The organism is Streptosporangium nanhuense, from assembly GCF_059358815.1.
In genome coordinates this window covers 1-23,535 of sequence record NZ_JCADBG010000030.1, presented here as the reverse complement: position 1 = coordinate 23,535, position 23,535 = coordinate 1, and the positions used below count along the sequence as shown (strand labels likewise).

Here is a 23,535-nt window from a genome sequence, read left to right as displayed (position 1 = left end):
CTGGACGGCGGATGCCGGACGGAGGCTTCCCCTGGCGGTGGCTTCGTCGCCGAGGTTCACACCTCCTTCAGGATGGCGGCCACCGACTCGCGCAGCGGGGTGGTGGGACGGCCGATGAGGGCGCCGAGCTCGCCCGGGGTGTGGGACAGGGCGCCCCCGGCGACGTCGAGGTCGATGTCGGCGTACATGGTCGCGGCCGGCTCGGGAAGGCCCGCGTCGAGCAGGACCTGCCGGTAGTCGGCGTGCGGGAGGTTCTGGTAGACGACCGGCCTGCCGGAGAGCGCCGACGTCTCGGCGGCCAGCTCGGAAAGGCTCCACGCGGTGTCGCCGGAGAGCTCGTAGACCTTGTCGCCGTCCTCCTCGCCGGTGAGCACGGCGACGGCCGCGGCCGCGTAGTCGGCCCGGGACGCGCTGGCGACGCGGCCGTCCCCGGCGGCGCCGAGGATCACGCCGTGCTCGACGCCCCGCAGGACGGACGTCGCGTAGACCTCGGTGTACCAGCCGTTGCGCAGGAAGGTGAACGGGATCCCGGAGGCGCGGATGTGCTCCTCGGTGCCCCGGTGCTCGACGGCCAGCCCCAGGGGCGTGGTGTCGGCGTGCAGCACGCTGGTGTAGGCGATGCGGGCGACCCCGGCGGCCCTGGCCGCGTCCACCACGGCCCGGTGCTGCCCGAGGCGTCGTCCGACGGCGTCGCCGGAGATCAGCAGGACCGTGTCGCCGGGGGAGAAGGCCCGCTCGAGCGTCTCCGGCCGATCGTAGTCGGCCTCCCTGACCTCGACGCCGCGCGCGGCCAGGTCGGCGGCCTTGCCGGGATTCCGTACGGCCGCCGCGATCCGGTCGGCGGGGACGCTCTCCAGCAGGCCGTCCACCACCAGGCGGCCGAGCTGGCCGGTGGCACCGGTGACAACGATCATTTCGCTTCTCCTCGCTTCAAGGGGTCGTCGGTCAGGTTAGTACTAACTAATCCACAGTGCCAACTAAAAGTTAGTGCTTTCTTCTGGTGAGTGCGGCGAGAAAGTAAGGTGGACGGATGGACGACCAGGCCGCGATCCCGCTGGACGAGTTCAGCCAGCTCACCTTCGACGTCTTCATGCGCGGGTGCGTCTCGCGCGAGACGATGGAGCACATGACCGGCCGCTGGGGCATCCTGGTCATGGTCGCGCTCCACGACGGGACCTACCGCTTCAACGCCCTGCGCCGCCGGGTCGACGGGGTGAGCGAGAAGATGCTCGCCCAGACCCTGCAGGCTCTGGAGCGCGACGGCCTGGTCCACCGCCAGGCCGAGCCGACCATCCCCCCGAAGGTCGAGTACAGCCTCACGCCGCTCGGCGGCCAGGCCGCCCGGCGCCTGCTCGACCTCATCGAATGGCTGGAGGGTGAGATGCCCGCGGTCATGGAGGCCCGCGCACGCTACGACCAGGCCAGAGAGAGCTGAGCCGGAGGCGGGCGCCGGACGGCGTAGGCCCGCCGCCCGCGCGCCGGAAATCGGCCCCCCCGCGGTGATTCTGGTGCCGTGTCGAGTGGCCCGCGCCGCCGAGTACAGGTTTGTCGGTCCGGGGCGTTAGCGTTCCGCGCATCACGGTCGCGGGTGACGAAATCCCCGCGGGCGTCGGCGATCCTTCCATGGTGAAAGGCGGGACCCTTTGGGCTGGCTGGCGGCGGGAGACGGATACGAGGTCGCCCTCGTGGAAGGCCGGGTGGCGGCGAGGGCCACCACGGGCCGGGCGGCGGGACGGCAGCTGAAATCGCTGCCCAAACAGGTGCGCGAGCACCCCGAGGTCGAGCGGCTGCGCCGCCTGGCCGAGTGGCTCGGCCGCCACGAGGCCACCTGCGTGGCGCGGGTGGACGCCTGGATGGTGTCGTCACTGCCGGTTCCCACCGGGCTGGTGGCCCGGGTGTGGCCGGACGAGGCGTGGCGGTCGGTGCTGCGCGACCTCGTGGTGGTCGGCGACGACGAGGCGGGCTTCCTGCGGGACGTCACCGGCTCCGGCGAGCTGCGTACGGTGAACCTGGACGGCGAGACCGTCCGGATGTCCCCCGAGACCGTGACCCTGCCCCACCCGGTGCTGCTCCCCGACCTGGAGGAGCTGCGGGAGTTCGCCGCGGAGCTGGGGGTGACCCAGCGCGTCGAGCAGATCCACCGGGCGACGTGGGAGAAGCCCGCCGAGCACGCGGAGAAGGCCACCGAGGTGACGGAGTTCGCCGGAGGGAGGTTCGCCTCCCGGTTCGGCCTCGCCGCCCGCGCGACCTCGCTCGGCTACCGCGTGTCGGGCGGCTACGCCACCTGCGCGGTGCGCGACGCCGGGCGGAGCGCCGAGGCGTCGGTCTGGATCGGGGAACCCTACTGGGACGGCGACACCGCGACCGGCAACCTGACCTGGCACGACCATGACGGCAGGCGGCTCCCCCTGCGGGAGGTCGGCCCGGTGGCCTGGTCCGAGGGAATGCGCATGGCCGCGGCGCTGTACGCCGGCCGCGACGTCGAGGAAGGAACGAACACGTGAGCGGCGCCACATCGTCGGCGAGCACCCCCGCGCTCCGGCCCGTGCCCGAAAGCCACGACCTGCCCGAGAGCCACGACCTGCCCGAGGCGGGTGACGGGGCCGGGACGCACGAGCCGTCCGGGCAGAACGGCGGGACCACGGCGCCCGAGGCGCTGGAGCTGCTTGAGGCCGGGGCGGTCCTTCCGCCGGGCACGGACGGCGGCGAGCGGGCGGTGCCGCTGACCGCGCGCGCCTACCGGCACCCCGGCCTGGAGGACCGGACGGTGGTGCGCCTGGTCGCCGAGGAGCTGGGCGCGGCGGAGGACGCGGCGGCGGCCTTCCTCGGGCTGGAGCCGGACGGCGAGCCGGCCGTCGTCGGGGTGGGCCTGCGACGCTCGCTCGGCTTCCCCGAGTGGGTGCTCGTGCACCACCCCGAGGACGGCCACCACGCGCTCGCCCTGGTCCCGGAGCTGGACCGCGCGGGCCGGCAGGCGAAGTCCAAGCCGAAGGCCGCCCTCGACGCCTACCAGCGGCTCGCCGCCCAGCTGGCCGGGGCCGTCCCGCACTTCCTGCCGACGTTCCTCGAACAGGCGGGCCGGGTGTTCCTCTCGGTGGAGAACGCCACCTACGCGGCGCAGATGTTCGTCCAGGCGCGCAAGGCCGAGACCGAGCACGGCCTGCCCGTCGACGAGGACCGGCTCGACGCGGTGTTCCTGGAGTTCGCGCTGGCCGGAGCCCTGCCGGTGAAGGCGCTGTCGGTGTACGCCAAGGAGCTGGCGGGCCGGGTGCCGGCCGACGAGGCCCTGCGCAGGATCCACCGGCTGTGCGTGCGCCGCACGGCGGGCGGGCTGTCGCCGTCCGCGCAGATGGCCGTCGAGCTGCGCCGCCTGGCCAGGGCCGCCGGGCTCGACGCGGACATCGAGGAACAGTCGTACCTGGTGGACCTGCTCGGCCTGCCCGCCACCTCGGGGGCGCCGCTGGGCTGGTGGAAGGCGCACCGCCAGGCCCTGGTGGCCCGCGCCAGGCGGGAGCCCGCCTTCCGCGGGACGCTGCTGAACACGATGCCCGTCAACGGCGACGACGACATGCCCGCCCTCTGGCTGGAGGTGCTGGAGGACTCGGGCGCCACCGCGGGCCTGGGAGAGGCCGAGGCGCCCGAGCACGAGCGTCCCGCCGACGGCACGGCGGGCTGGCTCGAGCGGTTCCTGGTCATCTGGAATCCCGGCTGGCGGGGAGACGCGAGGTTGCCCGGCCTTTACGCGCTGGTCGAGCGCGTGGCGGCACGGCTGCGCGCCGAGCTCGCCGCGACGGGAGGGAAGGTGCCGTTCAAGCCCGACCCCGACCTGGTCGACCTCCTGCTGTCGCTGGACGTGCCGGTCGCCGATCCGGGCGACGACGCGCGCCTGCTGCTGGAGCCCTGGGGACGAGCCGAGGAGGGGCGCGACCTGGTCGCGCTGGCCGCCGACCCCCGGTTCCGGCCCGCGTTCCACCGCGCCGCCGACGCGTTCGGCGACGACACCGACGGGCACCGGGCCGCGCGCCGCCTGGCGGCCTCGCCCGGCGGCCGGACGATGCTGGCGGAGTGGGTGGCCACCGTCGCCCGGCGCTCGGCCGCCACCGGCCTGCCGCAGATGCCCGAGGCCCTTCGCAGGCTGACCTGGCTGCCCGGCGAGGCGCTGGTCCTCGCCAGGCAGGAGGTCGCCGAGGCGGTGCGGGCCGACCTCGCCGCCGAGCTCGCCAGGACGCTTCGCGGCGGGCTCCTCGACGAGCTGGGCTGGCCCGCCTGGGAGGAGGCGGTCGCCGGCCTCGTCGCCCCGGAGAAGCTGGACGACGTCGAGACCTCCGACGCCTGGCCGGACCTGATCGTCTCCGGCCCCTCCCAGGCCAGGGTCATCGGCCCGGACGGGACCGTGCTCGTCCACGACCTGCGCCCCGCGCCGGACGGCGTCTGGGGCGACCCCGACTTCCACTACGTCGACGGCGAGCTGCTCGTCTACTGGGGCACCCATGGCGACGGGCTGCGCGGATACTGGCACTCCTCCGCCGGCAGGATCCTCTCGATGGAGGGGGAGATCAGCTGGTGGAGGCAGGACTCCGGCACGGTCACCCTGCCGCTGCCCGGCGGCGGGCGGACCACCGGCGAGGGTGTGCTGCACCCGGGTGACAGCGCGGTGCCCGCCAGGCGCGCCCTGATGGGTGACGGGACCTCGTTCTGGGTCTGGGACGGCGATGCCAAGGACTGGCGCGAGCACGACCCGGCCACCATGACGAACGGCAGGCTGAGCATGCCCGGCTTCCTCGCCGACGCGCCGCGCTCGGCACCTCCGGGTAGTACTTTCCACCAGGGCTGGGTGCTGCCCGCCTTCTCCGGCGAGGCCACCCCGGCCGGCGTTCCGGTGGACGGCCTGCTCGGCTGGCGGGTGGTCGAGCTGCCCGACGGATGGCTGCGCGGCGAGGACCTCGCCGGGCGCACCGTCACCCTGCGCGGCGGCCCGGACGGGCACGGCCTGCCGGTGCGCGCGGTGACCTTCCCCGGCGACGAGCTGCCGCGTGCCGTCGTCACGGGCTACCGCGAGGTCAAGCTCGTCGACCCGGAGGGCGTCGTCGTCGCGACGGCCTCGCTGCGGGACAGACCGGGGACCTTCGCCGAGGGCACCGCCCTGCTGCCGCCGATTCGCTACTGGCACCACATGCGGCCCCGCGACCCGGAGGGCTCGTCGGCCCTGCGCCGGATCGACGGGGAGACGGCGGCGGCCCTGCTGAAGGCCGCCGCGTCCGTCGAGTCCGCCGAGTCCGCCGCCCCCGGGCAGCCCCCGCGCTCGGCGCGGGAGGAGCTGCGCGACCTGGTCCGCTCCCTGCTGCCGCAGGTCACCCACGACGCGCTGATCGCCGGGATCGCCGGGGTGGTGGCGTTCGCCGCCGCCCAGCGGGCCACCCTGGACGCGGCGGCGGCCAGGCTCGCCGCCGCCCTCGCGGGCGAGGGGGAGGAGGCCGAGCCGGAAGGTCCCACCAACCGGCTGCTCGTCGAGGCACTCAACGGCCTCGGTTACGCGAACCACTACTGGGGATGGAGGGAGACGTCCCACGGCGCCTTCCAGCAGCTCAGGACGATCGGCCAGGAGAAGCGGACGCCCTCGGGCCGGACCGTCCGCGTCCACCTGGAGGGGCCGAGGCTCGCGAATTCGTCCCTGGAGTTGGAGTCGCTGCTCGCCCGGTCGGCCGCGCTGGCCTACCGGACGGCGTCGGCGTTCGACCCCGGTCAGGCGGGCGCGCTGCGCGAGCTGCTCTGCGAGTTCGAGGCGCTCGGGCTGGCCTCCGCGGCCGAACCGTCCTCGTGGCGCCGTTTCGTCCTGCACCTCGACGGCGCCTGGGTGGACAACGCCCGCGACAGCCGCCCCGGTGGCGGGCACAACGTGCTCCCGCTGGAGGACGGCGCCCTCATCGCGTTCCTGACCTCCGACTCCGAGGGCGGCGGCTACCGCTTCACCGCGCTCTTCCACGACCCGGCGGGCCGCTTCGCCGTACCCCACCCCTACACCGTGCGCTCCTCGGGCCCGGTCGGTGAGGCGCGGCGGGCGGGCTGGCTCGGGGAGTTCCTCACCGAGCTCGCCGGACGCGGCCCCGCGCCCTGGCGGCCGGAGAGCGCGGAGGAGTTCGCGCGGCTCACCGGGGTGACCGGGACGACGGCCCGGCTGGTCGTCGCCGGGCTGCCGTACGTGGACGCCTACGAGCGCGGGTTCCTGCCCGCGGAGCTGAGGGCCGTCCTCGGGGTGAAGGCGACCGACGCCGCCGTGGCCAAGGACGAGCTGCGGCAGCTGGACGCCGACGTACGGCGGGAGGTCGTCGGCGCGCTGCTGCCCGAGCGTCCGGCCGAGTTGTGGACCGAGGGCCCCGACGTCGCCGCCGCCGCGCGCGTGTGGAACGCCAGGGTGGGACGGCGGGCCGCCGTCCCCGAGGGGCTCATCGGGGAGGCGACCCGCGCGGTGCGCGCCGGGTGGGAGCCGAGCCGGGCGCTGCCCGCCCTGCTCGACCCGGCCTCGGCGCCGGAGCTCAGCGTGGACCTGCGCTGGCGGGTGAAGGGCGACCGGGTCCGCCCGGACGACGACGGCGGCACCGGATTCACCCAGTCCACGCTGATCTCCGCGATCGCGCTGAGCGCGTGGCTGGCCCACCGGCTGCCCTCTGGCGATCCGGTACGGGCCGCGCTGCCCGCGGTGCTGGCCACGGTCAGGGACCGGCTGGCCAATCCCGGCCTGCTGCTCGACCTGGGCGACTACGTCGACCTTCCCGAGTTCCGCAAGGTCGCCGGGGCCCCCACCGAGGTCGCCGAGGACTGGGAGCGCCACGGCGCCGTGGTCATGGCCACCTACGACGACCGGCCCGCGCCGGGCCTGCGGGTCGCCCTGCTCGACGCGTCGGGCGACGATCCCTACCTGCCCGCCCTTCGTGCCCTGGCCGGTCACCCCGAACGGCCCTTCGCCGCCGAGCTGGCGCTGCGCACCGCCCGCGATCCACGTTTCGAGGCGCTTCTGGCCGGCCCAGGGGACCCGGTGGCGGGGGAGCGGGCGGCCGACGGCACCTGGTGGCCGCAGGACCCGTCCCGTTCGGTGCCCGAGCTGCTGTCCCAGGTCGCGGGGGAGTACGAGCTGGGGCGGGACGCCGCGGCACTCTACCTGGCGCTGCTCGCGATGCCGGACCCCACCGACAAGAACGTCACCCGGTGGACCGGCTGGAAGCCCGCCCGGTTCAAGGCGGCCCGCGCCGAGCTGGCCGCCACCGACCTGGTGGTCGAGGCGAGCCGCACCCGCGCGGGCCGCTCCCTCTTCCTGCCCGGGGCCTGGACCGAACTCAGGGCTCCGAACGTCCCGCTCGAACGGTGGAAGCTCCCCCTGCTCGACCTGGTCGCCGGGGAGAGCGCGGTGCTCGGGGTGATCGTTCCCGCCGAGCCCGCCGCCGGCCTCCACACCAGGGCGTGGCAGCGGGTACGCGACGGCGACGTCCCCCGCTTCGAGGAGCTTCGCGTGCGGCGCGGCAGACGCCGCTGACGAGGGCGTCCTCTCCCCGAGGGCGCCCGCAACGGGTGCTCTCCACCAGACCCGGTCCGGTTCGGCCGGGGCGCGCGCTCGTCACGCGTCCCGGCCGGACCGGGCGTTCCCCGAACCGGGTCCCGGCGGTCTCCAGAGCGGGTGCCGACCGGGCCCGGCAGTTTCCAGAGCAGAAGGACCCCCGATGACCATGACCGAACAGGTGGCCCCCGCGGCCCTTCCCGACCGGCGTACGCTGCCGGCCGAGGAGCGGCACGCCACCGAACTCGCCTTCCTCGCCGCCTACGACGACGGCCCCCGCCCGCCCGGCTGGGCGCTGACCCCGCGCGCGGTCGTCACCTTCGTCTGCGGCAGCGGGGGCGAGACCCTCGAACTGCCCGGATCCCGGCGGGCGAAGGGCGGTGGCGGCAACGGTGGCGGCAACGGTGGCGGCAACGGTGGCGGCGACGCGACGCCCGCCCGGCTCGCCGTCGCCCCCAAGTTCGTCGGCGAGCGCTCCCTGGTGGAACGCTGCGTGGTCACCCTCGCCGGCGAGCGCGGCCTGCTGCTGGTCGGCGAGCCGGGCACCGCCAAGTCGATGCTCTCCGAGCTCCTCGCCGCCGCCGTCTGCGGCACGAGCGCCCTCACCGTGCAGGGCACCGCCGGTACCACCGAGGACGCCTTCCGGTACGGCTGGAACTACGCCCTGCTCCTCGCCCAGGGGCCGAGCCGCCAGGCGCTGGTCGACTCCCCGGTGCTGGCCGCCATGCGGGCCGGGCAGGTCGTCCGGATCGAGGAGATCACCCGCTGCCTGCCCGAGGTGCAGGACGCCCTGGTGTCGATCCTGTCCGACCGGCGCCTCAGCGTGCCCGAACTCGCGGGCACGCCCGACGCCCTGACGGCGGCCACCCCCGGTTTCACCGTGATCGCCACGGCCAACCTGCGCGACCGGGGCGTCTCTGAGATGTCGGCGGCGCTCAAGCGCCGGTTCAACTTCGAGACCGTCGCCCCCATCGCCGATCCCGCCGCCGAGGCCGCCCTGGTGCGCGGCCAGGCCACCGCCGTGGTGGGGCGGGCCGGCGCCGCCTTCGGCGTCGACGACGCCGTGCTCGACGCGCTGGTCACCGTCTTTCGCGACCTGCGCTCCGGCCGTTCGGCCGAGGGCTGGGACGTGGAGCGCCCGGGAACCGTGATGTCGACGGCCGAGGCGGTGCAGGTGGCGGCCTCCCTGGGGGTGGCGGCGGCCTACCTACCCGGCGGGGACGTCCTCGACCTGGTTCCCGGTCACCTGCTCGGCGTGGTCAGAAAAGACGACCCGGCCGACCACGCGCGGCTGCTCGGCTACTGGGACGGCCCGGTGCGACGCCGCGCCGAGGACGGCTCCGCGATGTGGCGCCGCCTCTGGGACCTGCGGGAGAACCTGCGGTGACGAGCGATCGACAGGCGAGCACCCCCGGCCCCGGGGACGCTCCCGGTGGGGATGTCCGGGTGACGGCCGATCACGGCTCCGGTTCTCCCGGCGGGAACGTTCGGGACGGTGCCGTCCGGGTGACGGCCGATCGTGGTTCCGGTCTTCCCGGTGGGGACGCTCCCGGTGAGGACGCCGGTGCCGATCCCCGGGACGCGGTGGACGCGCTCGCCGGTGCGGGCGGGGACGGGCGGCCCTACCTGCTCGGCGTGCGCCACCACAGTCCCGCGCTGGCGGCGGTCGTCCCGGCCCTGCTCGACGCCGCCGGGGCCGAGGTGGTCTGCGTCGAGCTGCCCGCCGACTTCCAGCCGTGGCTGGCCCACCTCGCGGACCCGGCCACCCTCGCCCCGGTCGCCCTCGCGGGTACGGGCGGCGACGGGCGGCTCGGCTTCTATCCCTTCGCCGACTTCTCGCCCGAGCTGGCCGCCATCCGCTGGGCGCGCGAACGCGGGGCCGAGGTTGTCTGCTGCGACCTCCCGCTCTCCGACCCCGCCTGGTCGGAGGGCGGTCCGGCCGGGTCCGGCGTGGAGACACCGCCGTCCAGGGCCTTCGCCGACGGCCTCGCCGCCTCCGCCACCGGCAGGGAGGGGGACGACATGTGGGATCGCGCCGTCGAGGTCCTCGCCCCCGGCTGCCCGCCCCAGGCGGTACGCCGCGCGGCGCTGGGCGTGGGCTGGGCGCTGCGGCAGGACGCGGAGGCCTCCGGGGGAGTGTCGCCCGGCGACCTGGCCCGCGAGGCGTACATGCGCGAGGTGCTCGCCGGGGCGGCCGTCGGCGGCCGGCGGGTCGCCGCGGTGATCGGCGCCTTCCACGCTCCCGCCCTGCTCACCCCGGATCCGGTTCCTCTCGATCCCGCCACCCCCGGCCCGGTCGCCTCCGGCGCGGGCGCGGCTTCCACCGCCCCCGGCCCGGCCGTGTCCGGCGCGGTCCCCCCGGAGCCCGGGACCCCCGTCCACGCCGCCTCCGGCCGGACCGCCGCGGGGCGTGTCTCCCCGGACAAGGGCGCCCCGGCACGCGGCACCGGCCCCGCCGGGCCGGGCGGCGGAGGTCCCCCGCCCGCCACGTCGCTCGTCCCGTACGCCTTCGACCTGCTCGACTCCAGGTCCGGCTACCCGGCGGGCATCCGTGACCCGCGCTGGCAGCAGGCGGTCCTCACCGCGGGCGGCGATCCCGGGAGGATCAGGGACGCCGCCGCCCGTACGATCACCGAGATCTGCCGTGAGCTGCGCGCCGCCGGGCACACCGCGGGCACCGGTGAGGCCGTGGAGACGCTGCGGCTCGCCTGTGACCTGGCCCGGCTGCGGGGGCTGCCCGCGCCGGGGCGCGGCGAGCTGCTGGAGGCGGTGACGACCGTGCTCGGCCAGGGCGAACCCCTGGGGCGTGGCCGGGCGCTCGCCCGCGTCCTTGAGAGCGTCCTCGTCGGCACCGAGCGCGGCAGGACCGCGCCGGGCACCCCCCGTTCCGGGCTCGGCCCGGCGGTCGAGGCCGAACTGGCGGAGTTGCGGCTGCCCCACCCCGGCGATCCCGGGTCCCGGGAGGTCCGCCTCGACCCGCTCCGCTCGGACCTGGACCGCCGCCGCGAGATCCTGCTGCAGCGCCTGCTGGTGTGCGGCACCGGCTACGGCCGGCCGGCCGAGGTGACGGGCACCGGAGACGGGACCGCCCTCACCACCCGGTGGCAGCTCTCGTGGACGCCCTCGGCCGCCGCGCTGCTGGACCTGGCGGGGGTACGGGGCGTCACCGCGGCCCTGGCCGCCGAGGGGACGCTGCGCGAGACCTTCCGCGGGAAGTCCGCCGAGGGCGGCCCCACCTGCGAGCTGATCCTCGCGGGCCTGCGCGCCGCGGCCGCCTGCGACCTGCGGGACCTGGTCGCCGACCGCCTGGAGGACGCCGCCTCCGTGCTTCCCGCCACCGCGGGGCTGCCCGAACTGCTCCAGGCCCTCGACCTGCTGGAGGCGCTGCGCCACGAGCACCTTCCCGGGACCACGCCGGAGAGCCGGGACCGGGCGGCGGAGCTGGCGGGCACCCTGCTGGAGGCGGCGGTGCGGTCGCTGCCCGGCCTGGCCGGCAGCGACCGGCCCGAGGACGCCGCCGCCCTGATCGCGCTCGTCACCCGCTCCGCCGAGCACCGGCTCGGCCTGGGGCTCGACGACGCGCTGGACACCCTCGCGCGCACCGGTTCCCCGCTCGTCCAGGGGACCGCGCTCGCGGCCCGCGTCCTGCTCGACCTGGACGCGCCGGACAGCCTCGGAGCCCGCGTCGCGGGATGGATCGACACCGCCACCGGGCCGGAGGGACGCCACCGGCTGTCCCGCCTGCTCACCGGCCTGCTGGTCGCGGCCGGCCCGCTCCTGCAGTCGGCCGCCGCCGCCCTCGACCCGCTGCTCGACCGGGTCGACGGCCTCACCGACCAGGGTTTCCTCGACCGGCTGCCCGCGTTGCGCGGCGGCTTCGACACGCTCGCCCCGGCGGCGCGAGACCGGCTGCTGCGGGCGGTGACCGACCGCCTCGGTGACCGGCTCGACCTGGCGCTGAGCGCCCCGCCCGAGCTCCTGGCGCTCTGGGCCGCCGCGGACGCCGCCGGGCGGGCCGCCCTGACCGGCCTGCGGCTCCCCGTGCCCGGCCTCTCCCTCCCGCAGGGCGGGCCGGAGGCGCCCGAGCGGCCCGCGCCACCCGCCCGGCACCGGCCGTCCACGGCCGCCGGGGAGCCGGACCTCTCCGTCGTGCCTTCCGGGGAGATGAGCGGGTACGAGCCGGAGCCTCCTGCCGCCGTACCGGAAGAGGACGCATTAAGAGAAGACGCACCGGGAGAGGAGGCGCCGGAAGGGGAGGCCGCTTCGCGGCGGCTCGCCCCGGCGGACCGGTGGCGCCTGCTTCTCGGGAGGGAGACCGGGCGGCTGCCCGCCGGGGCCAGGCGCTACGCGCACGCCCTGGACGAGCTGTACGGGACCGGCCGGGGAGAGGGGGCGGGCGACTTCGGGTACGGACCGGGAGACGGCGACGGCGGCGGGCAGGGTGCCTCCTTCCCCTCCGCCCGCGAGTGGGCCGAGGAGCTCGACGCCCTGTTCGGAGCGGAGGTGCGGGAGGAGGTGCTGGCCGGTGCGGCCGGTGCCGGGCGGACCGACGTGCTGTCCGAGCTCGACCCCGACTCGGTACGCCCGTCGATCGACCTGCTGACCTCCGTACTGTCGCTGGCGGGAGGGCTGCCCGAGCAGCGGCTCTCCCGGCTGAGGCCGCTGGTCCGCAGGCTGGTCGCCGAGCTGGCCAGGGAACTCGCCACCCGGCTGCGTCCCGCGCTGACCGGCCTGGCGACGCCGCGTCCCACCCGGCGCCCCGGGGGACGGCTCAACCTGCCCGCCACCCTCAGGGCCAACCTGGCGCACACGCGCCGGACGGGCGACGGCAGGCTCCTCGTCGTGCCGGAACGGCCGGTCTTCACCACCCGGGTACGCAACGAGGCGGACTGGCGGCTGGTCTTCGTGGTCGACGTGTCGGGCTCGATGGAGGCCTCGGTGATCTGGTCCGCGCTCACCGCGGCCGTCCTGGGAGGCGTTCCCACGCTCTCCACCCACTTCCTCGCCTTCTCCACCGGCGTGATCGACCTGACGGACCGGGTCGCCGACCCGCTGTCCCTGCTGCTCGACGTGCGGGTCGGCGGCGGTACGCACATCGCCGCGGGGCTCGCCCACGCGCGCTCCCTGGTCACCGTGCCGAGCCGCACGCTCGTCGTGGTGGTCAGCGACTTCGAGGAGGGCTACCCGCTGGGAGGGCTTCTCGGCGAGGTCCGCTCCCTCGTCTCCTCCGGTGTGCACCTGCTGGGCTGCGCGGCCCTGGACGACAGCGGGGCCCCGCGCTACTCGGTGCCCGTCGCCCAGCAGCTCGTCGCGGCGGGCATGCCCGTCGCCGCACTCAGCCCGCTCGCCCTCGCCCGCTGGGTGGGCGACCGTCTCCGAGGAGAAACCCGTTGAACCCCCCAGCCTCCGACGTCTCCCCGGCAGACGCGGCAGACGCGGCAGACGCGGCAGACCTGGCGAACCCGGCAGACCTGGTGAACCCGGTAGACCTGGCAGATCGCGCGGCCCCGGCAGGGCAGCTGCCGCCGGTGGAGCCGCACGTGGTCGCCTCCGCCGTGGAGGAGCTCACGCCCCGGCTGCGCAAGAAGCTCGACGCGGCGATCGAGCGGTGCGCCGGGCTCCCGGTCGTCGCCGACGGCCGGAGCGTCTCCATCAGCTGGGGGGAGGACGCGGTGGTCACCCTCACACCGGGGGCGCCGGGCACGATCGCCGACCCCGGCGCGGCCCGGTGCAGCTGCCTGCTCGCGCCCCGCTGCCTGCACCGCGCGGCCGTCCTCGGCGCCTGCCCGGTCGCGGACGCGGCCCTGTCGGTGGCCCCGGAGGCGGTCCCGTCGGTGGCCTCGGACGTGCCCGAGGGCGCGGACCCGGGCACGGACCCGGGCGCGGACCTGGGCGTGGACCCAGGCGTGGCCCTGGACGCGGGGACGAGCCCCGCCGCCCCTCTCCCCACCCCCACCCCCACCCCTGCCCCCGTCCCCGCGGCCGTTCCGGCCTCCGGTCCCAGCGCCGGGCAGAGGGCCGCCGCGGCCGGGTTGTGGAGCGCCGCCGCCGGGGTTCTCGCGGGAGGGGTGCCCGGTGCCGGAGCGGTGCCCCAGGCCGAACTGCTCCGTGCGGCCCACACCGCCCGGGTGGCGGGCCTGCACAGGGCCGAGGCCGCCGCCCTGCGCGTCGTCCGCGAGCTGCGGGCCGCTCGGGCGCGCCATGACGGCCACCGCCTCGCCGACCTGGTCTCCGCGCTCCGGGAGCTCCTGCTGACCGCGGGCCGGCTCGCGGCGGCCGACCCCGACCCCGCCCTGGTCGGAACCGTGCGCCGCGTCTACCGGCGAGGCGAGGGGCTGAGGGTGTACGGGGTCTGCAGGGAACCGGTGATCAGCGCCACCGGCTACGGCGGGGTGGTCACCCACCTCGTCGCCGAGGACGGCCGCCGGTTCTCCGTCGCCGACGTCAGGCCCGGGGGGTCGGCCAGGGCCCGAGGCGCGGCCACCGCCACCGTCGCCCTCGGCGCGGCGGCCCTCAACCACGCCCAGCTGGCCCGGGGAGGGCTGTTGATCTCCGGTGCGACGATCTCCCCGGACGGGCGCCTCGGCGCGGGCCGCGGCGTGCGGGCCAACCCCGTCGCGGGACTGTCCTGGTCGGAGGGTCCGCTGGCGGCCCTGTTCGCCCGGCCGCTCGCCACGGTGGCCGACGCGGTGTTCTCCGGGACCTCGTGGGGCGACCCGCAGGACGCCGGGGGAGCGGAGCAGCCGGTCGGATGCGACCTGGAGATCGTCGGCGCCGAGGGGGACAGGGTGCTCGCCCGAGAGTCACCGGCCCCCACGGAACGGGGACGGGAGGGGGCCGAACCGGCTCCGTCCGGACCGGCGGACGGGACACGGGGACCACTTATCCGGCTCGTGGCGGCCGACTCCCATCCCGAGCTGGCCCATGTCGCCAACCTGCGGCAGCTCGCGTCCAGGCCGGGGCTGCGGGTGCGGGTGATCGGCCGGTTGGACCCCGGCAGGGCCGCCACCCTGCGCCCGCTCGCGGTCGGGCCGGTTCCGGGCGCCGGGCCCACGCTGCGCCTGCCCGCCGAGTGGCTGGGCCGCGCCGACCTCGGGTACGACCGCCTGCAGAGGTCCCATCTTCCGTCCCGTGACGCCTGCCCGCCCCGGCGAGGGGTGGCCGAGGCCGCGGATCCCGTGGCGGGCTCGCCCCTGTGGCGGGCGGGCCGCCTCGTCGAGCTGGCCGTCTCCGGCGGGCGGCGGGCGGTCGCCGAGTCCGCCCGCGACGGTGACTCCCTCGCCCAGCGGGTCCCGCTCCGCCGCGCGGGCTTCGAGACCTCCGCGGACCTCGTCGCCGCGCTCGCCGAGGAGGCCGACCGCCGCACCCGCGACGTGTTCGGCCGCCTGGTCGACTCCGGTGACGACCGGTACGCCTGGGCGTGGCTCGCCGCGGCGGTCCACCTCGCGGTCGCCGAGCAGTCCCTGGTCCAGGCGTCCTGGCACGACGGCCGGACCCGTCGCGATCCCGGTGAGTGAGGTGATCGCGACCGTCGTCAGGGCACGAGGAGACCAAGGGGGGCCAGGCCGTGTTTCACGAGCCTCCGCATCGGTGTGGCCATGGGTGTCCGGCGGTGAGCGGAGCCCGATCCCGGCGGACCCGGGGTGACGTGCCGGACCGAGATGAGCGCCGGCCAACGGCAGCCGGTGGTCGTCCGCTTCGGCGCCGATGTGCTCCAGCTGGGCGTACGGGACGATGCCCGAGGACGAGACTCGACGGTCCCGTGCTTCCCGTGCTTCCCGTGCTTCCCGCGCTCGCGGGCGAACCGGTCGATGAGCGCTCGTGCCGGTCTCAGCCGTACCGCTCGGCGAGCGCGTTGCCGATCGAGGCCAGGTGGTCTCGCACACCCGGAGGGCCGGTCACCTCGAGCCATTCGACCAGCCCGGCGAGCTCGCCGGCGAGCGCGTACTCGTTGTGGCCGCGGATCACGACCTCGATGCGTCCGTCGGCCGAGGAACCCCCTACCTCGAGCCGATCGCCGACCACCATCCGGAGCAGGCCCATCCCGTGGGGCGCGCACACCGCCTGGACCTCGGTGGGCGTTCGCCTGCGGTCGACCTCGTCGGCGATCTCGCGCCAGCTCTCGGCAAGGTCGAAGTCCTCGGGCCGGTGCACGGGATCGCCGGTCGGGTCGGCGGACGACACGCGGTCGATCCGGAAGGTCCGCCGGCCGGCCTCGGTGTCGGAGACGAGATACCACGACGGACCTTTGGCGACGATGCCCAGCGGGTGGACGGTTCTCTCGGTTTCGGCGCCTTCGCGGTCGACGTAGCCGAGCCGCACCTGGACGCCGCGGATCACCGCGTCCTGGAGTTCGTCGAGGAGGCGGGGTGGCCGGCGCTCGACCCGGCTCGCCCCCCATCGCTGCGGGTCCACGACCAACGACGACGCCGCTGTCTCGGCCTGCGCCCGGAAGGGCTCCGGCAGGGCATGGACGAGCTTGCGCAGAGCCGCTTTCACGGCAGGCGTCACAGCCGACGCCTGGCCGATGACCAGGAACAGGGCGCGGGCCTCACTCGCGGTCAACCCGGACAGGTCGGTGCGGGCGCCGCCCACGAGGCGCCAGCCGCCGCCTCGGCCCTGCGTGGAGTACACGGGCACCCCGGCCATGGCCAGGGCGTCGAGGTCGCGGCGGGCGGTGCGCTCGGAGATCTCCAGCTCTCGGGAGACCTCCGCCGCTGTCACCTGCTCGCGCCGTTGCAGCAAAAGGAGGACGGCCACCAGCCGGTCGGTTCGCACGCCGACAACACTTTCGTACAAACCGGTCATGGGGTGACCGGTTTCGGTCGGCAAGATGGCCACACGGCGTCACCGACGAGTCCCGCCACCCACGACCGTATCGACCCTCGGCCTGTCAGGGGTGAGCCGACGCCATGCTCGGGACCTTCGTCGCCTGATCAACCCGAAACGATGAAGAGGAAACGCGATGTTCGATTCGATGGATTTTCCCAAGCCCACCCTTGTCCCGGTCAACGGTGTGGAGCTTGAGGTCTTCGAGGCCGGCCGGCGAAATGCGGGAAAACCCATTGTGCTCTGTCACGGCTGGCCGGAGCACGCCTTTTCCTGGCGTCATCAGGTGCCCGCCCTCGCCGCGGCGGGTTACCACGTCATCGTTCCGAACCAGCGGGGTTACGGCAACTCATCCCGTCCGGCCGAAGTAACGGAATACGACATTGAGCACTTGTCGGGTGATCTCATCGCACTTCTGGATCACTACGGATACGAAGACGCCACCTTCGTCGGTCATGACTGGGGGGCGGCTGTCGTTTGGGGACTGACCCTGTTGCATCCGGACCGTGTGAACAAGGTGATCAACCTGAGCCTGCCCTACCTCGAGCGCGGAGAAAAGCCCTGGATCGAATCCATGGAAGAGGTGCTTGGCGGCGACTTCTACTTCGTCCACTTCAACCGGCGGCCAGGCATCGCGGACGCCGTGTTCGAGGAGAACACACTTCGCTTCCTCCGCAACCTGTACCGGAAGAACGAGCCCCCCGCGGAGCCTCGGCCGGGTATGACGTTGATCGATCTCGCCAGAGCGGAGACACCGCTCGGTGAGCCCGTGATGAGCGACGGCGAACTGGCCGTCTTCGTCTCCGCCTTCGAGTCGTCGGGGTTCACGGGCAGCGTGAACTGGTACAGAAACCTTGACCGCAACTGGCACCTGCTGGCGGACGTGAACCCGATCATCCAGCAGCCCACACTCATGATCTATGGCGACCGGGACACGATCCAGAGGTCTGAAAGACTGACGGATTTCGTACCCGACGCGGAAGTGATCAGCCTGGATTGCGGCCATTGGATCCAGCAGGAAAAGCCGGAGGAAACAAACCAGGCGATTCTGAAGTGGCTGGACCAGCGGGACGCCACCTAGCGCGCCGCCGCGGGCAGTGCGGCGGGATCCGGCAGCGGATCCTCACTGCCCGCGAGCCCACGCCGGCGCGGCCGGGCTCACCGGCCGATGATCGTTTCAACGGGCACCTCGCATCCCACCTGATGGCGGTGGCGGCTCCGGCCGCCCCTGCTCCGCATTCGTCGGATCACCACGACCCGCACACCGAACGTCACCGGAACAACGTCCACTGTCAGGAGGTCGAGGAAACAGCACTCGGGAGGCACGATCGCCGCGCGCCCGGAAGAACCGGGAGCACCGGGAGCACCGGGAGCGCCAGGAGCACCGGAGGAAACGGATCAAGAAATGTCGCCGGAGACCTATAGCGTGAGCGGTATGAGCGACGAGATCACCGATTCCCCCACCGCCTGGGTCTCCAAACACCTTCGCGACTACGTCGAGTCGAACGGCGCGAAGGGCCACCTCTATTACGGCAGGCCCACCCTGCTGCTGACCACCGTCGGCCGCAGGTCCGGGCTGAGGCGGCGAACCCCGTTGATCTACGGTCGCGACGGCGACGCCCACGTGGTCGTCGCCTCCAACGGCGGGGCCGACGACCACCCGCTGTGGTACCACAACGTGCTGGCCCTGCCGCGGGTCGAGGTGCAGGTGCGGGCCGAGGTGTTCACCGCCGTCGCGCGGACCGCGACGGCGGAGGAGAAGCCCGCCCTGTGGGAGCAGATGGTGGGGATCCACGGTGAGTACGCCGACTACCAGCGCAAGACCGCGCGCGACATCCCGGTGGTGATCCTCACCCGTGCCTGAGGTGCTGACCCGGCGCGCGCTCAACCGGGCGACCCTGGAGCGGCAGTCGCTGCTGGAGCGGTCGGCGCTGCCGGTGCCGGAGATGGTCGAGCGGGTCGCCGGGCTCCAGGCGCAGACACCGCACACGTGGTACGTCGGCCTGTGGTCGCGGATCCGGGACTTCGACCCCGGGGCGGCGGCCGGGCTGCTGGAGGACCGGACGCTGGTGAGGATCGCCCTGATGCGGTCGACCATCCACCTGGTCACCGCGCGTGACTGCCTGCGCTGGCGGCCGCTGGTCGAGCCGGTCATCGGCCGCGTCACCCAGGGCGCGTTCGGCAGGCGTCTGCGGGACCTCGACCTCGACGCGGTCGCCGCGGCGGGCCGCGAGATCCTGGACGAGCGGCCGCTGACCTTCGGCGCGCTCGGCAAGGAGCTCGCCTCGCTGTTCCCCGGCCGCGACGCCGCCGCCCTCGCCCAGGTCGTACGGGCCAGGGTCGCGCTGGTCCAGATCCCGCCCCGGGGCATGTGGGGCAGGAGCGGCCCGATCGCCCACACCAGCGCCGAGCGCTGGCTCGGCGCGCCGCAGGAGACGAACCCCTCCGTCGAGGACTTCGTGACCCGCTATCTCGCCGCGTTCGGGCCCGCCACCGTCATGGACGCGCAGGCCCACTGCGGGCTCACCAGGCTGCGCGAGGTGATGGAGCCGATGGACCTGCGGATCTTCCGCAACGAGGAGGGCAAGGAGCTGTACGACCTGCCGGACGCGCCGCGGCCCGCCGAGGACACCCCGGCCCCGGTCAGGTTCCTGTACGACTACGACAACGCGCTGCTCTCCTTCGCCGACCGCAGCCGCATGGGCGTCCTCGATCCCGAGCAGGTCAGGCGCGCCTGGCCCGAGCACGGCCCGGTCCCCGGTCCCGTTCTCGTCGACGGGACCGTCGCGGCCACCTGGGCGACCGCCCGCGAGCGCGGTACCACCGTCCTCACCGTCACCCCCTTCGCCGCCCTCACCACCCGTCACCGCGACGAGGCCGAGGCGGAGGGCGCGCGGCTCCTGCGCCTGCTCGCCCCCGCCGACACCCACGACGTCCGCGTCGCCGACCCCTGGTGATCACCGCCCCTTGGTGAGCACCGCTCTCCGGTGAGCGGCCCTCTCCCCGCCCGATCTTGACCTCGCCCGGGGCGCGCGCGGGAGGCGTAGGGGACGGAGCCGGACGCCTGGGCGCGCGGCGGCATGCCCTCGGGCCCCGGCGCCGGCCCGCCCCCACGGCCGGGCGCGAGGTGCCGGACGCGCCGTGGCGCCGGGGGTGTTCCGGCCGGGGCCGCCCGGGGAGCCGGGCGCCGACACGCCGGGAAAAGCCTGGTCGTAGCATGAGGATGGCCGCCGGTGGTCGTACGACATCGGCCGGATGGGGCGGCGGTGGAGGGCGACGGCGACGGAGCGATGATCCGTCGGTCCGTCGCCGGATCTCGACGTGGGCCGGTTTCGTCCCGAGGATCGTGGCAGGGAACCGGGTTTCGTCCAGGTGGTCGCGTCAGGGAGCCGCCCCGCGTGGGATTGGAGACGCTGATGGTGCCGTTCGACACGGATGTGCTGGTTGTTGGTGCCGGTCCGGCTGGTCTGCTGGTCGCGGGCGACCTCGCCGCGCAGGGTGTCGCCTGCACGGTCCTGGAACGGGACCCCGAGCGTTCGACGCTCGCCAGGACCTTTCCCCTGCACGCTCGTACGCTGGAGCAGCTCGACGCCCGGGACGTCGCCGACGAGCTGATCGACACCGGCACGATCACCGAGACGGTGCGGCTGTTCAACGGCCTGGATCTCGATCTGTCCCGCCTGCCGTCGCGGTTCCCGTTCCTGCTGTGCACCCCCCGCCACAACGCCGAGCGCGTGCTGGAGGAGCGGGCCACCCGGCTCGGAGCGGAGGTCGTGCGCGGCGCCGAGGTGGTCGGGCTGTCCCAGGACGCGGCCGGGGTGGACGTCGAGGTACGCGCCGACGGCATGATGCGCACCTGGCGTGCCCGGTTCGCCGTGAGCGCCGACGACCTGCGCAGCGTCGTGAGGGACGCGCTGGGCATCCCGTTCCCGGGGCGTTCCGCCGTGCGGTCGGTCATGCAGGCCGACGTCCGCCTGGGCGAGAAGCCGGAGCGGGAACTGAGCTTCGTCGCCAACGATGAGGGCTTCTCCTTCATCTCCTCCCACGGCGACGGCTGGTACCAGGTCGTCGCCTGGGACCGGCGGCGGCAGCTTCCGGAAAGCGCCAAGGTCAGCCTCCGTGAGGTGAGCGACGCCACCCGCCGCATCATGGGCAGGGACCTCGGCATGTACGACGCCCGCCGGCTGCTGAGGACCCACAACGACGAGCGGCAGGTGGTCCACTACCGCGTCGGCAGGGTGTTCCTGGCCGCCGACACCGCGTACGTGCACTCGCTGGCGTGCGGGCAGGGCACGAACACCGGCCTGCAGGACGCGGCCAACCTCGGCTGGAAGCTCGTCGCCGGGGTCCAGGGCTGGGCGCCGGACGGCCTGCTCGACACCTACCACGCCGAGCGGTACCCGGTCGGCAGGAGGGCCCTGCGGATGAACAGCACCTTTCTCGCCGTCGCCATGGGCCTGACCCGGCGGTCGCGGGCCGCCCGCTCCGTGTTCCCGGCCGCCGCGACCCGGATCCGCCCTCTCGGCCGCTGGCTGGGCGAGGCCATGTCGGGCCTGAGCATCTCCTACCCCGCCCTCCCGGGAGCGCACCGGCTGGCCGGCCAGCGGGTGCCCGACATCCACCTGGCCGGAGAGCCGGTCCGGCTGTACGAGGCGCTGCGGGCCGGGCGTTTCGTGCTCCTGGCCCGCGAGGGCGGTCCGGCGGAGGCGGCGGGCTCACCGTACGGGGATCGGGTGATCCACGCCGTTCCCGCGTGCGCCGACCTCCCCGCCCTGCTGATCCGTCCGGACGGGTACATCGCCTGTGCCGTGGACGAGAGGAACCCCGCCTCCCTGGAGATCGCCCTGCGCGCGGCCCTGGCCGGATGGTGCGCCGCCCGCCCTCCGATGGCATCCACCACGAAACCCGGGTGAAACGGTCTGCCGCTACCGCCCCGCCGGCCTCGAAGGGCAGTACGATCTACTGTAATTGACAGTAAACCGTGCGTAAGGAGTGGGACGTGGATCTCATCGTGCCGCCGACGGAACGGCTCTGGTGATGGCCGGTCAAGCAACCATCGGTGACCGCATCCGTGGATTGCGGTTGAGCAGGCACATGTCCCAGGCGCAGTTGGCCGGGCCTGACCTGTCTGACAGTTACGTTTCGCTCATCGAGTCCGGGAAGCGGACCCCCACCCCGGTCGTCACCCGCCTGCTCGCGGATCGGCTCGGCTGCGGCATGGAGTTCCTGCTGCACGGGATCGAGCCGCACCAGCGCGTCGACACCGTGCTCGCCCTGCGGCAGGCCGAGCTCGAACTGTGCCACGGGGATCCGGCCGTCGCGGCCGAACTCTTCGCGGCCACGGCCAGGGCCGCCGGGGAGGAGAACGCCTCCCTCGCCGCGCAGGCGCGCTTCGGCCAGGCGCGCGCGCTGGAGGTCCAGGGGCACACGGCGCGGGCGGTCGAGGCCTACGAGCTGCTTCGCCGCGAGGCCGCGGCGCACCCCGAGCACCTCGCCGACCTCCCGCTCGTGGTGGCGCTCTGCCGCTGCTACCACCGTGCAGGTGACACGCTGCGCGCCAGGGATCTCGGGACGCAGGCCCTGGCCCAGGCCGACCGGCTCGGGCTCGACCAGGGCGACCTCGCCCTCGACCTCGCCGCCGTGCTCACCGAGGTGGAGACCGACCTCGCGTACGTCGAGCGCGTGCTGACCGCCTCCTCCCTGCCCGAGGCCGCCGACCGCGACGCGGAGGTCCTTGGCCTGTGGCGGGCCAGCACGGCCGCGACGGAGAGTGACCCCGCGCTCGCCGCGCGGCTCGCGGCGGACGCCGTCGCCGCCGGCCGGCCCGCGCGGATGGCCGTCCGCTACGCCCGGAGCGCGATGCGCTGGGCGTGGACCGCCACCGTGCGTCCCGAGGAGGCGGACCTCGGCCGGGCGGGCGAGTTCGCCGCCTCCGCGGCCGAGATCCTCTCTCGGCTGTCGCCGGGGACGATCGAGCACGCCCGGAGCCTGGTCGTGCTCTCCCGCGTGCGGTCGCGCTCCGGTGACGCGGACGCCGCCGCCGAGCTGGTCGAACAGGCCGTCGGCCTGCTCGCGGGCGTGCGCGGGACGGTGCCGGCGATGGCGTACGTGGTTTCGGCCGAACTCGCTCTGGCACGCTCCAAAGACGGCGGACCGGCGCTGGCGAGGGCGGAGGAACTGCTCGCCGACCCGGTCGCCCCGGCGGCCCCGGTGGCCTCCTTCGTCGACCGGGAGTCGGCCAGGCTCTGGCGCGAGATCGGTGACCTCTGGGGCCGGGCCGGGTCGCCGGAGAGGCAGACGAACGCCTATCGCAGCGCGCTGGAAACCGTCGGGGTCGGCTCGCGCGCGGAATCGCCGCCCGGCGCGACGTGGCCGGAGGCGGCCGTCCCGGCCGTCCCGGCGCACCTTGACGTCTCGCAGGAGTCGAGGGCGGGGTGACGTCCCTCCGTACCCCCTGACCTCCCGCCGTGTGCCGTGCGCCGTCCGTGACGCGGGCGGCGCACGGCCGCCGGGGGCCTGATGCTGGTGCTCATGTGGGCCGCCGCGCTCCCTCTGGACACCAACCCCTTCCTCGACGACCACCTCGTCCATGCCGTCGTACTGGCCGGGCTGGCCCTGGTGGGCGCCGGTGACACCCTCGGGGCGGGCGCCCGGTGGGCCCGCACCCCGCTGGTGCGGCGCCTGCCGATCCTGAGGTGAGCGGCGAGCCGGTACGTGAGAGCCCACCCGGGTCCGGGTGGGCTCTCACGCACCCGGGCCCGGCACCGGTGATCACACGCCGATCACCCCGGCGGCCCGGGGAGCGCGTACCAGGGTGCAGACTCGGGGGTATGGCGAAGGGCGAGTCAGGGCCGCTGATCCCGCACATGAGGCTGGACGAGTTGCTGGAGGAGCTGCGAGAGCGTCTGGAGGCGGTGCTGGCCACCCGTGACCGGGTGCACGCGCTGCTGGACGCGGTGGTCGCGGTGGGCAGCGACCTGGACCTGGAGACCATGCTGCGCAGGATCGTGGAGACCGCGACCACCCTCGTCGACGCCACCTACGGGGCGCTGGGCGTGGCCGGGGACCGCAACACGCTCATCCAGTTCGTCCCGGTGGGGCTGAGCGAGGAGGAGATCGCGCGGATCGAGCACTGGCCGCACGGCCTCGGCCTGCTC

At 74.7% G+C, this 23,535-nt stretch carries 14 protein-coding genes and 1 pseudogene; 13 read left to right on the top strand and 2 right to left on the bottom strand.

Features of this window, described 5'->3' with window-relative positions; genetic code table 11:
* Positions 1-56: 56 nt before the first annotated feature.
* Positions 57-914, bottom strand: a complete 858-nt coding sequence (locus AC5L38_RS38515) for an NAD(P)H-binding protein (protein ID WP_495247751.1) — start codon at positions 912-914, stop codon at positions 57-59.
* A 116-nt stretch (positions 915-1,030) separates the two neighbouring features.
* Here AC5L38_RS38515 and AC5L38_RS38510 point away from each other — a divergent pair, with 116 nt between their 5' ends.
* From AC5L38_RS38510 to AC5L38_RS38485, 6 genes are all read left to right on the top strand, one after another.
* Positions 1,031-1,435, top strand: coding sequence for a winged helix-turn-helix transcriptional regulator (locus tag AC5L38_RS38510; RefSeq protein ID WP_495247750.1), 405 nt, complete (start codon positions 1,031-1,033; stop codon positions 1,433-1,435).
* Positions 1,436-1,643: 208 nt separating this feature from the next.
* A complete protein-coding gene (locus tag AC5L38_RS38505; RefSeq protein WP_495247749.1) occupies positions 1,644-2,504 on the top strand; it encodes a DUF4132 domain-containing protein in 861 nt (286 codons plus the stop codon).
* The gene (locus AC5L38_RS38500; RefSeq protein WP_495247748.1) at positions 2,501-7,528 is read left to right on the top strand and encodes a DNA-binding protein; all 5,028 of its coding nucleotides are present in this window, start codon (positions 2,501-2,503) and stop codon (positions 7,526-7,528) included. The genes AC5L38_RS38505 and AC5L38_RS38500 overlap by 4 nt, the downstream gene beginning before the upstream one ends.
* Before the next feature lie 184 nt (positions 7,529-7,712).
* Positions 7,713-8,936 carry an ATP-binding protein gene (locus tag AC5L38_RS38495; RefSeq protein ID WP_495247747.1) on the top strand — a complete coding sequence of 408 codons (1,224 nt, stop codon included), beginning with the start codon at positions 7,713-7,715 and terminating at the stop codon, positions 8,934-8,936.
* A gap of 119 nt (positions 8,937-9,055) precedes the next feature.
* On the top strand, positions 9,056-12,943 hold the full coding sequence (locus tag AC5L38_RS38490) for a vWA domain-containing protein (RefSeq protein ID WP_495247746.1): 3,888 nt from the start codon (positions 9,056-9,058) through the stop codon (positions 12,941-12,943).
* Positions 12,940-15,066, top strand: a complete 2,127-nt coding sequence (locus AC5L38_RS38485; RefSeq protein WP_495247745.1) for a hypothetical protein — start codon at positions 12,940-12,942, stop codon at positions 15,064-15,066. The genes AC5L38_RS38490 and AC5L38_RS38485 overlap by 4 nt, the downstream gene beginning before the upstream one ends.
* 313 nt (positions 15,067-15,379) lie before the next feature.
* Here AC5L38_RS38485 and AC5L38_RS38480 read toward each other — a convergent pair whose 3' ends face one another.
* Positions 15,380-16,327: a helix-turn-helix transcriptional regulator gene (locus AC5L38_RS38480; RefSeq protein ID WP_495247744.1), complete on the bottom strand. Its 948-nt coding sequence runs from the start codon at positions 16,325-16,327 to the stop codon at positions 15,380-15,382.
* A 187-nt stretch (positions 16,328-16,514) separates the two neighbouring features.
* Here AC5L38_RS38480 and AC5L38_RS38475 point away from each other — a divergent pair, with 187 nt between their 5' ends.
* The 7 genes and pseudogenes from AC5L38_RS38475 to AC5L38_RS38445 all read left to right on the top strand — a co-directional run.
* Entirely contained in the window at positions 16,515-17,459 is a 945-nt protein-coding gene (locus tag AC5L38_RS38475) for an alpha/beta fold hydrolase (protein WP_495247743.1), read from the top strand.
* 354 nt (positions 17,460-17,813) lie between these two features.
* The gene (locus AC5L38_RS38470; protein WP_495247742.1) at positions 17,814-18,242 is read left to right on the top strand and encodes a nitroreductase family deazaflavin-dependent oxidoreductase; all 429 of its coding nucleotides are present in this window, start codon (positions 17,814-17,816) and stop codon (positions 18,240-18,242) included.
* A complete protein-coding gene (locus AC5L38_RS38465; protein WP_495247741.1) occupies positions 18,235-19,335 on the top strand; it encodes a winged helix DNA-binding domain-containing protein in 1,101 nt (366 codons plus the stop codon). The genes AC5L38_RS38470 and AC5L38_RS38465 overlap by 8 nt, the downstream gene beginning before the upstream one ends.
* Before the next feature lie 441 nt (positions 19,336-19,776).
* The gene (locus AC5L38_RS38460) at positions 19,777-21,291 is read left to right on the top strand and encodes an FAD-dependent monooxygenase (RefSeq protein ID WP_495247740.1); all 1,515 of its coding nucleotides are present in this window, start codon (positions 19,777-19,779) and stop codon (positions 21,289-21,291) included.
* Between the two features lie 124 nt (positions 21,292-21,415).
* Positions 21,416-22,816, top strand: a complete 1,401-nt coding sequence (locus AC5L38_RS38455) for a helix-turn-helix domain-containing protein (RefSeq protein WP_495247739.1) — start codon at positions 21,416-21,418, stop codon at positions 22,814-22,816.
* Between the two features lie 81 nt (positions 22,817-22,897).
* Positions 22,898-23,077: a hypothetical protein gene (locus AC5L38_RS38450; protein ID WP_495247738.1), complete on the top strand. Its 180-nt coding sequence runs from the start codon at positions 22,898-22,900 to the stop codon at positions 23,075-23,077.
* Positions 23,078-23,208: 131 nt separating this feature from the next.
* Positions 23,209-23,535: pseudogene (locus AC5L38_RS38445) on the top strand (histidine kinase); the annotation flags it as partial.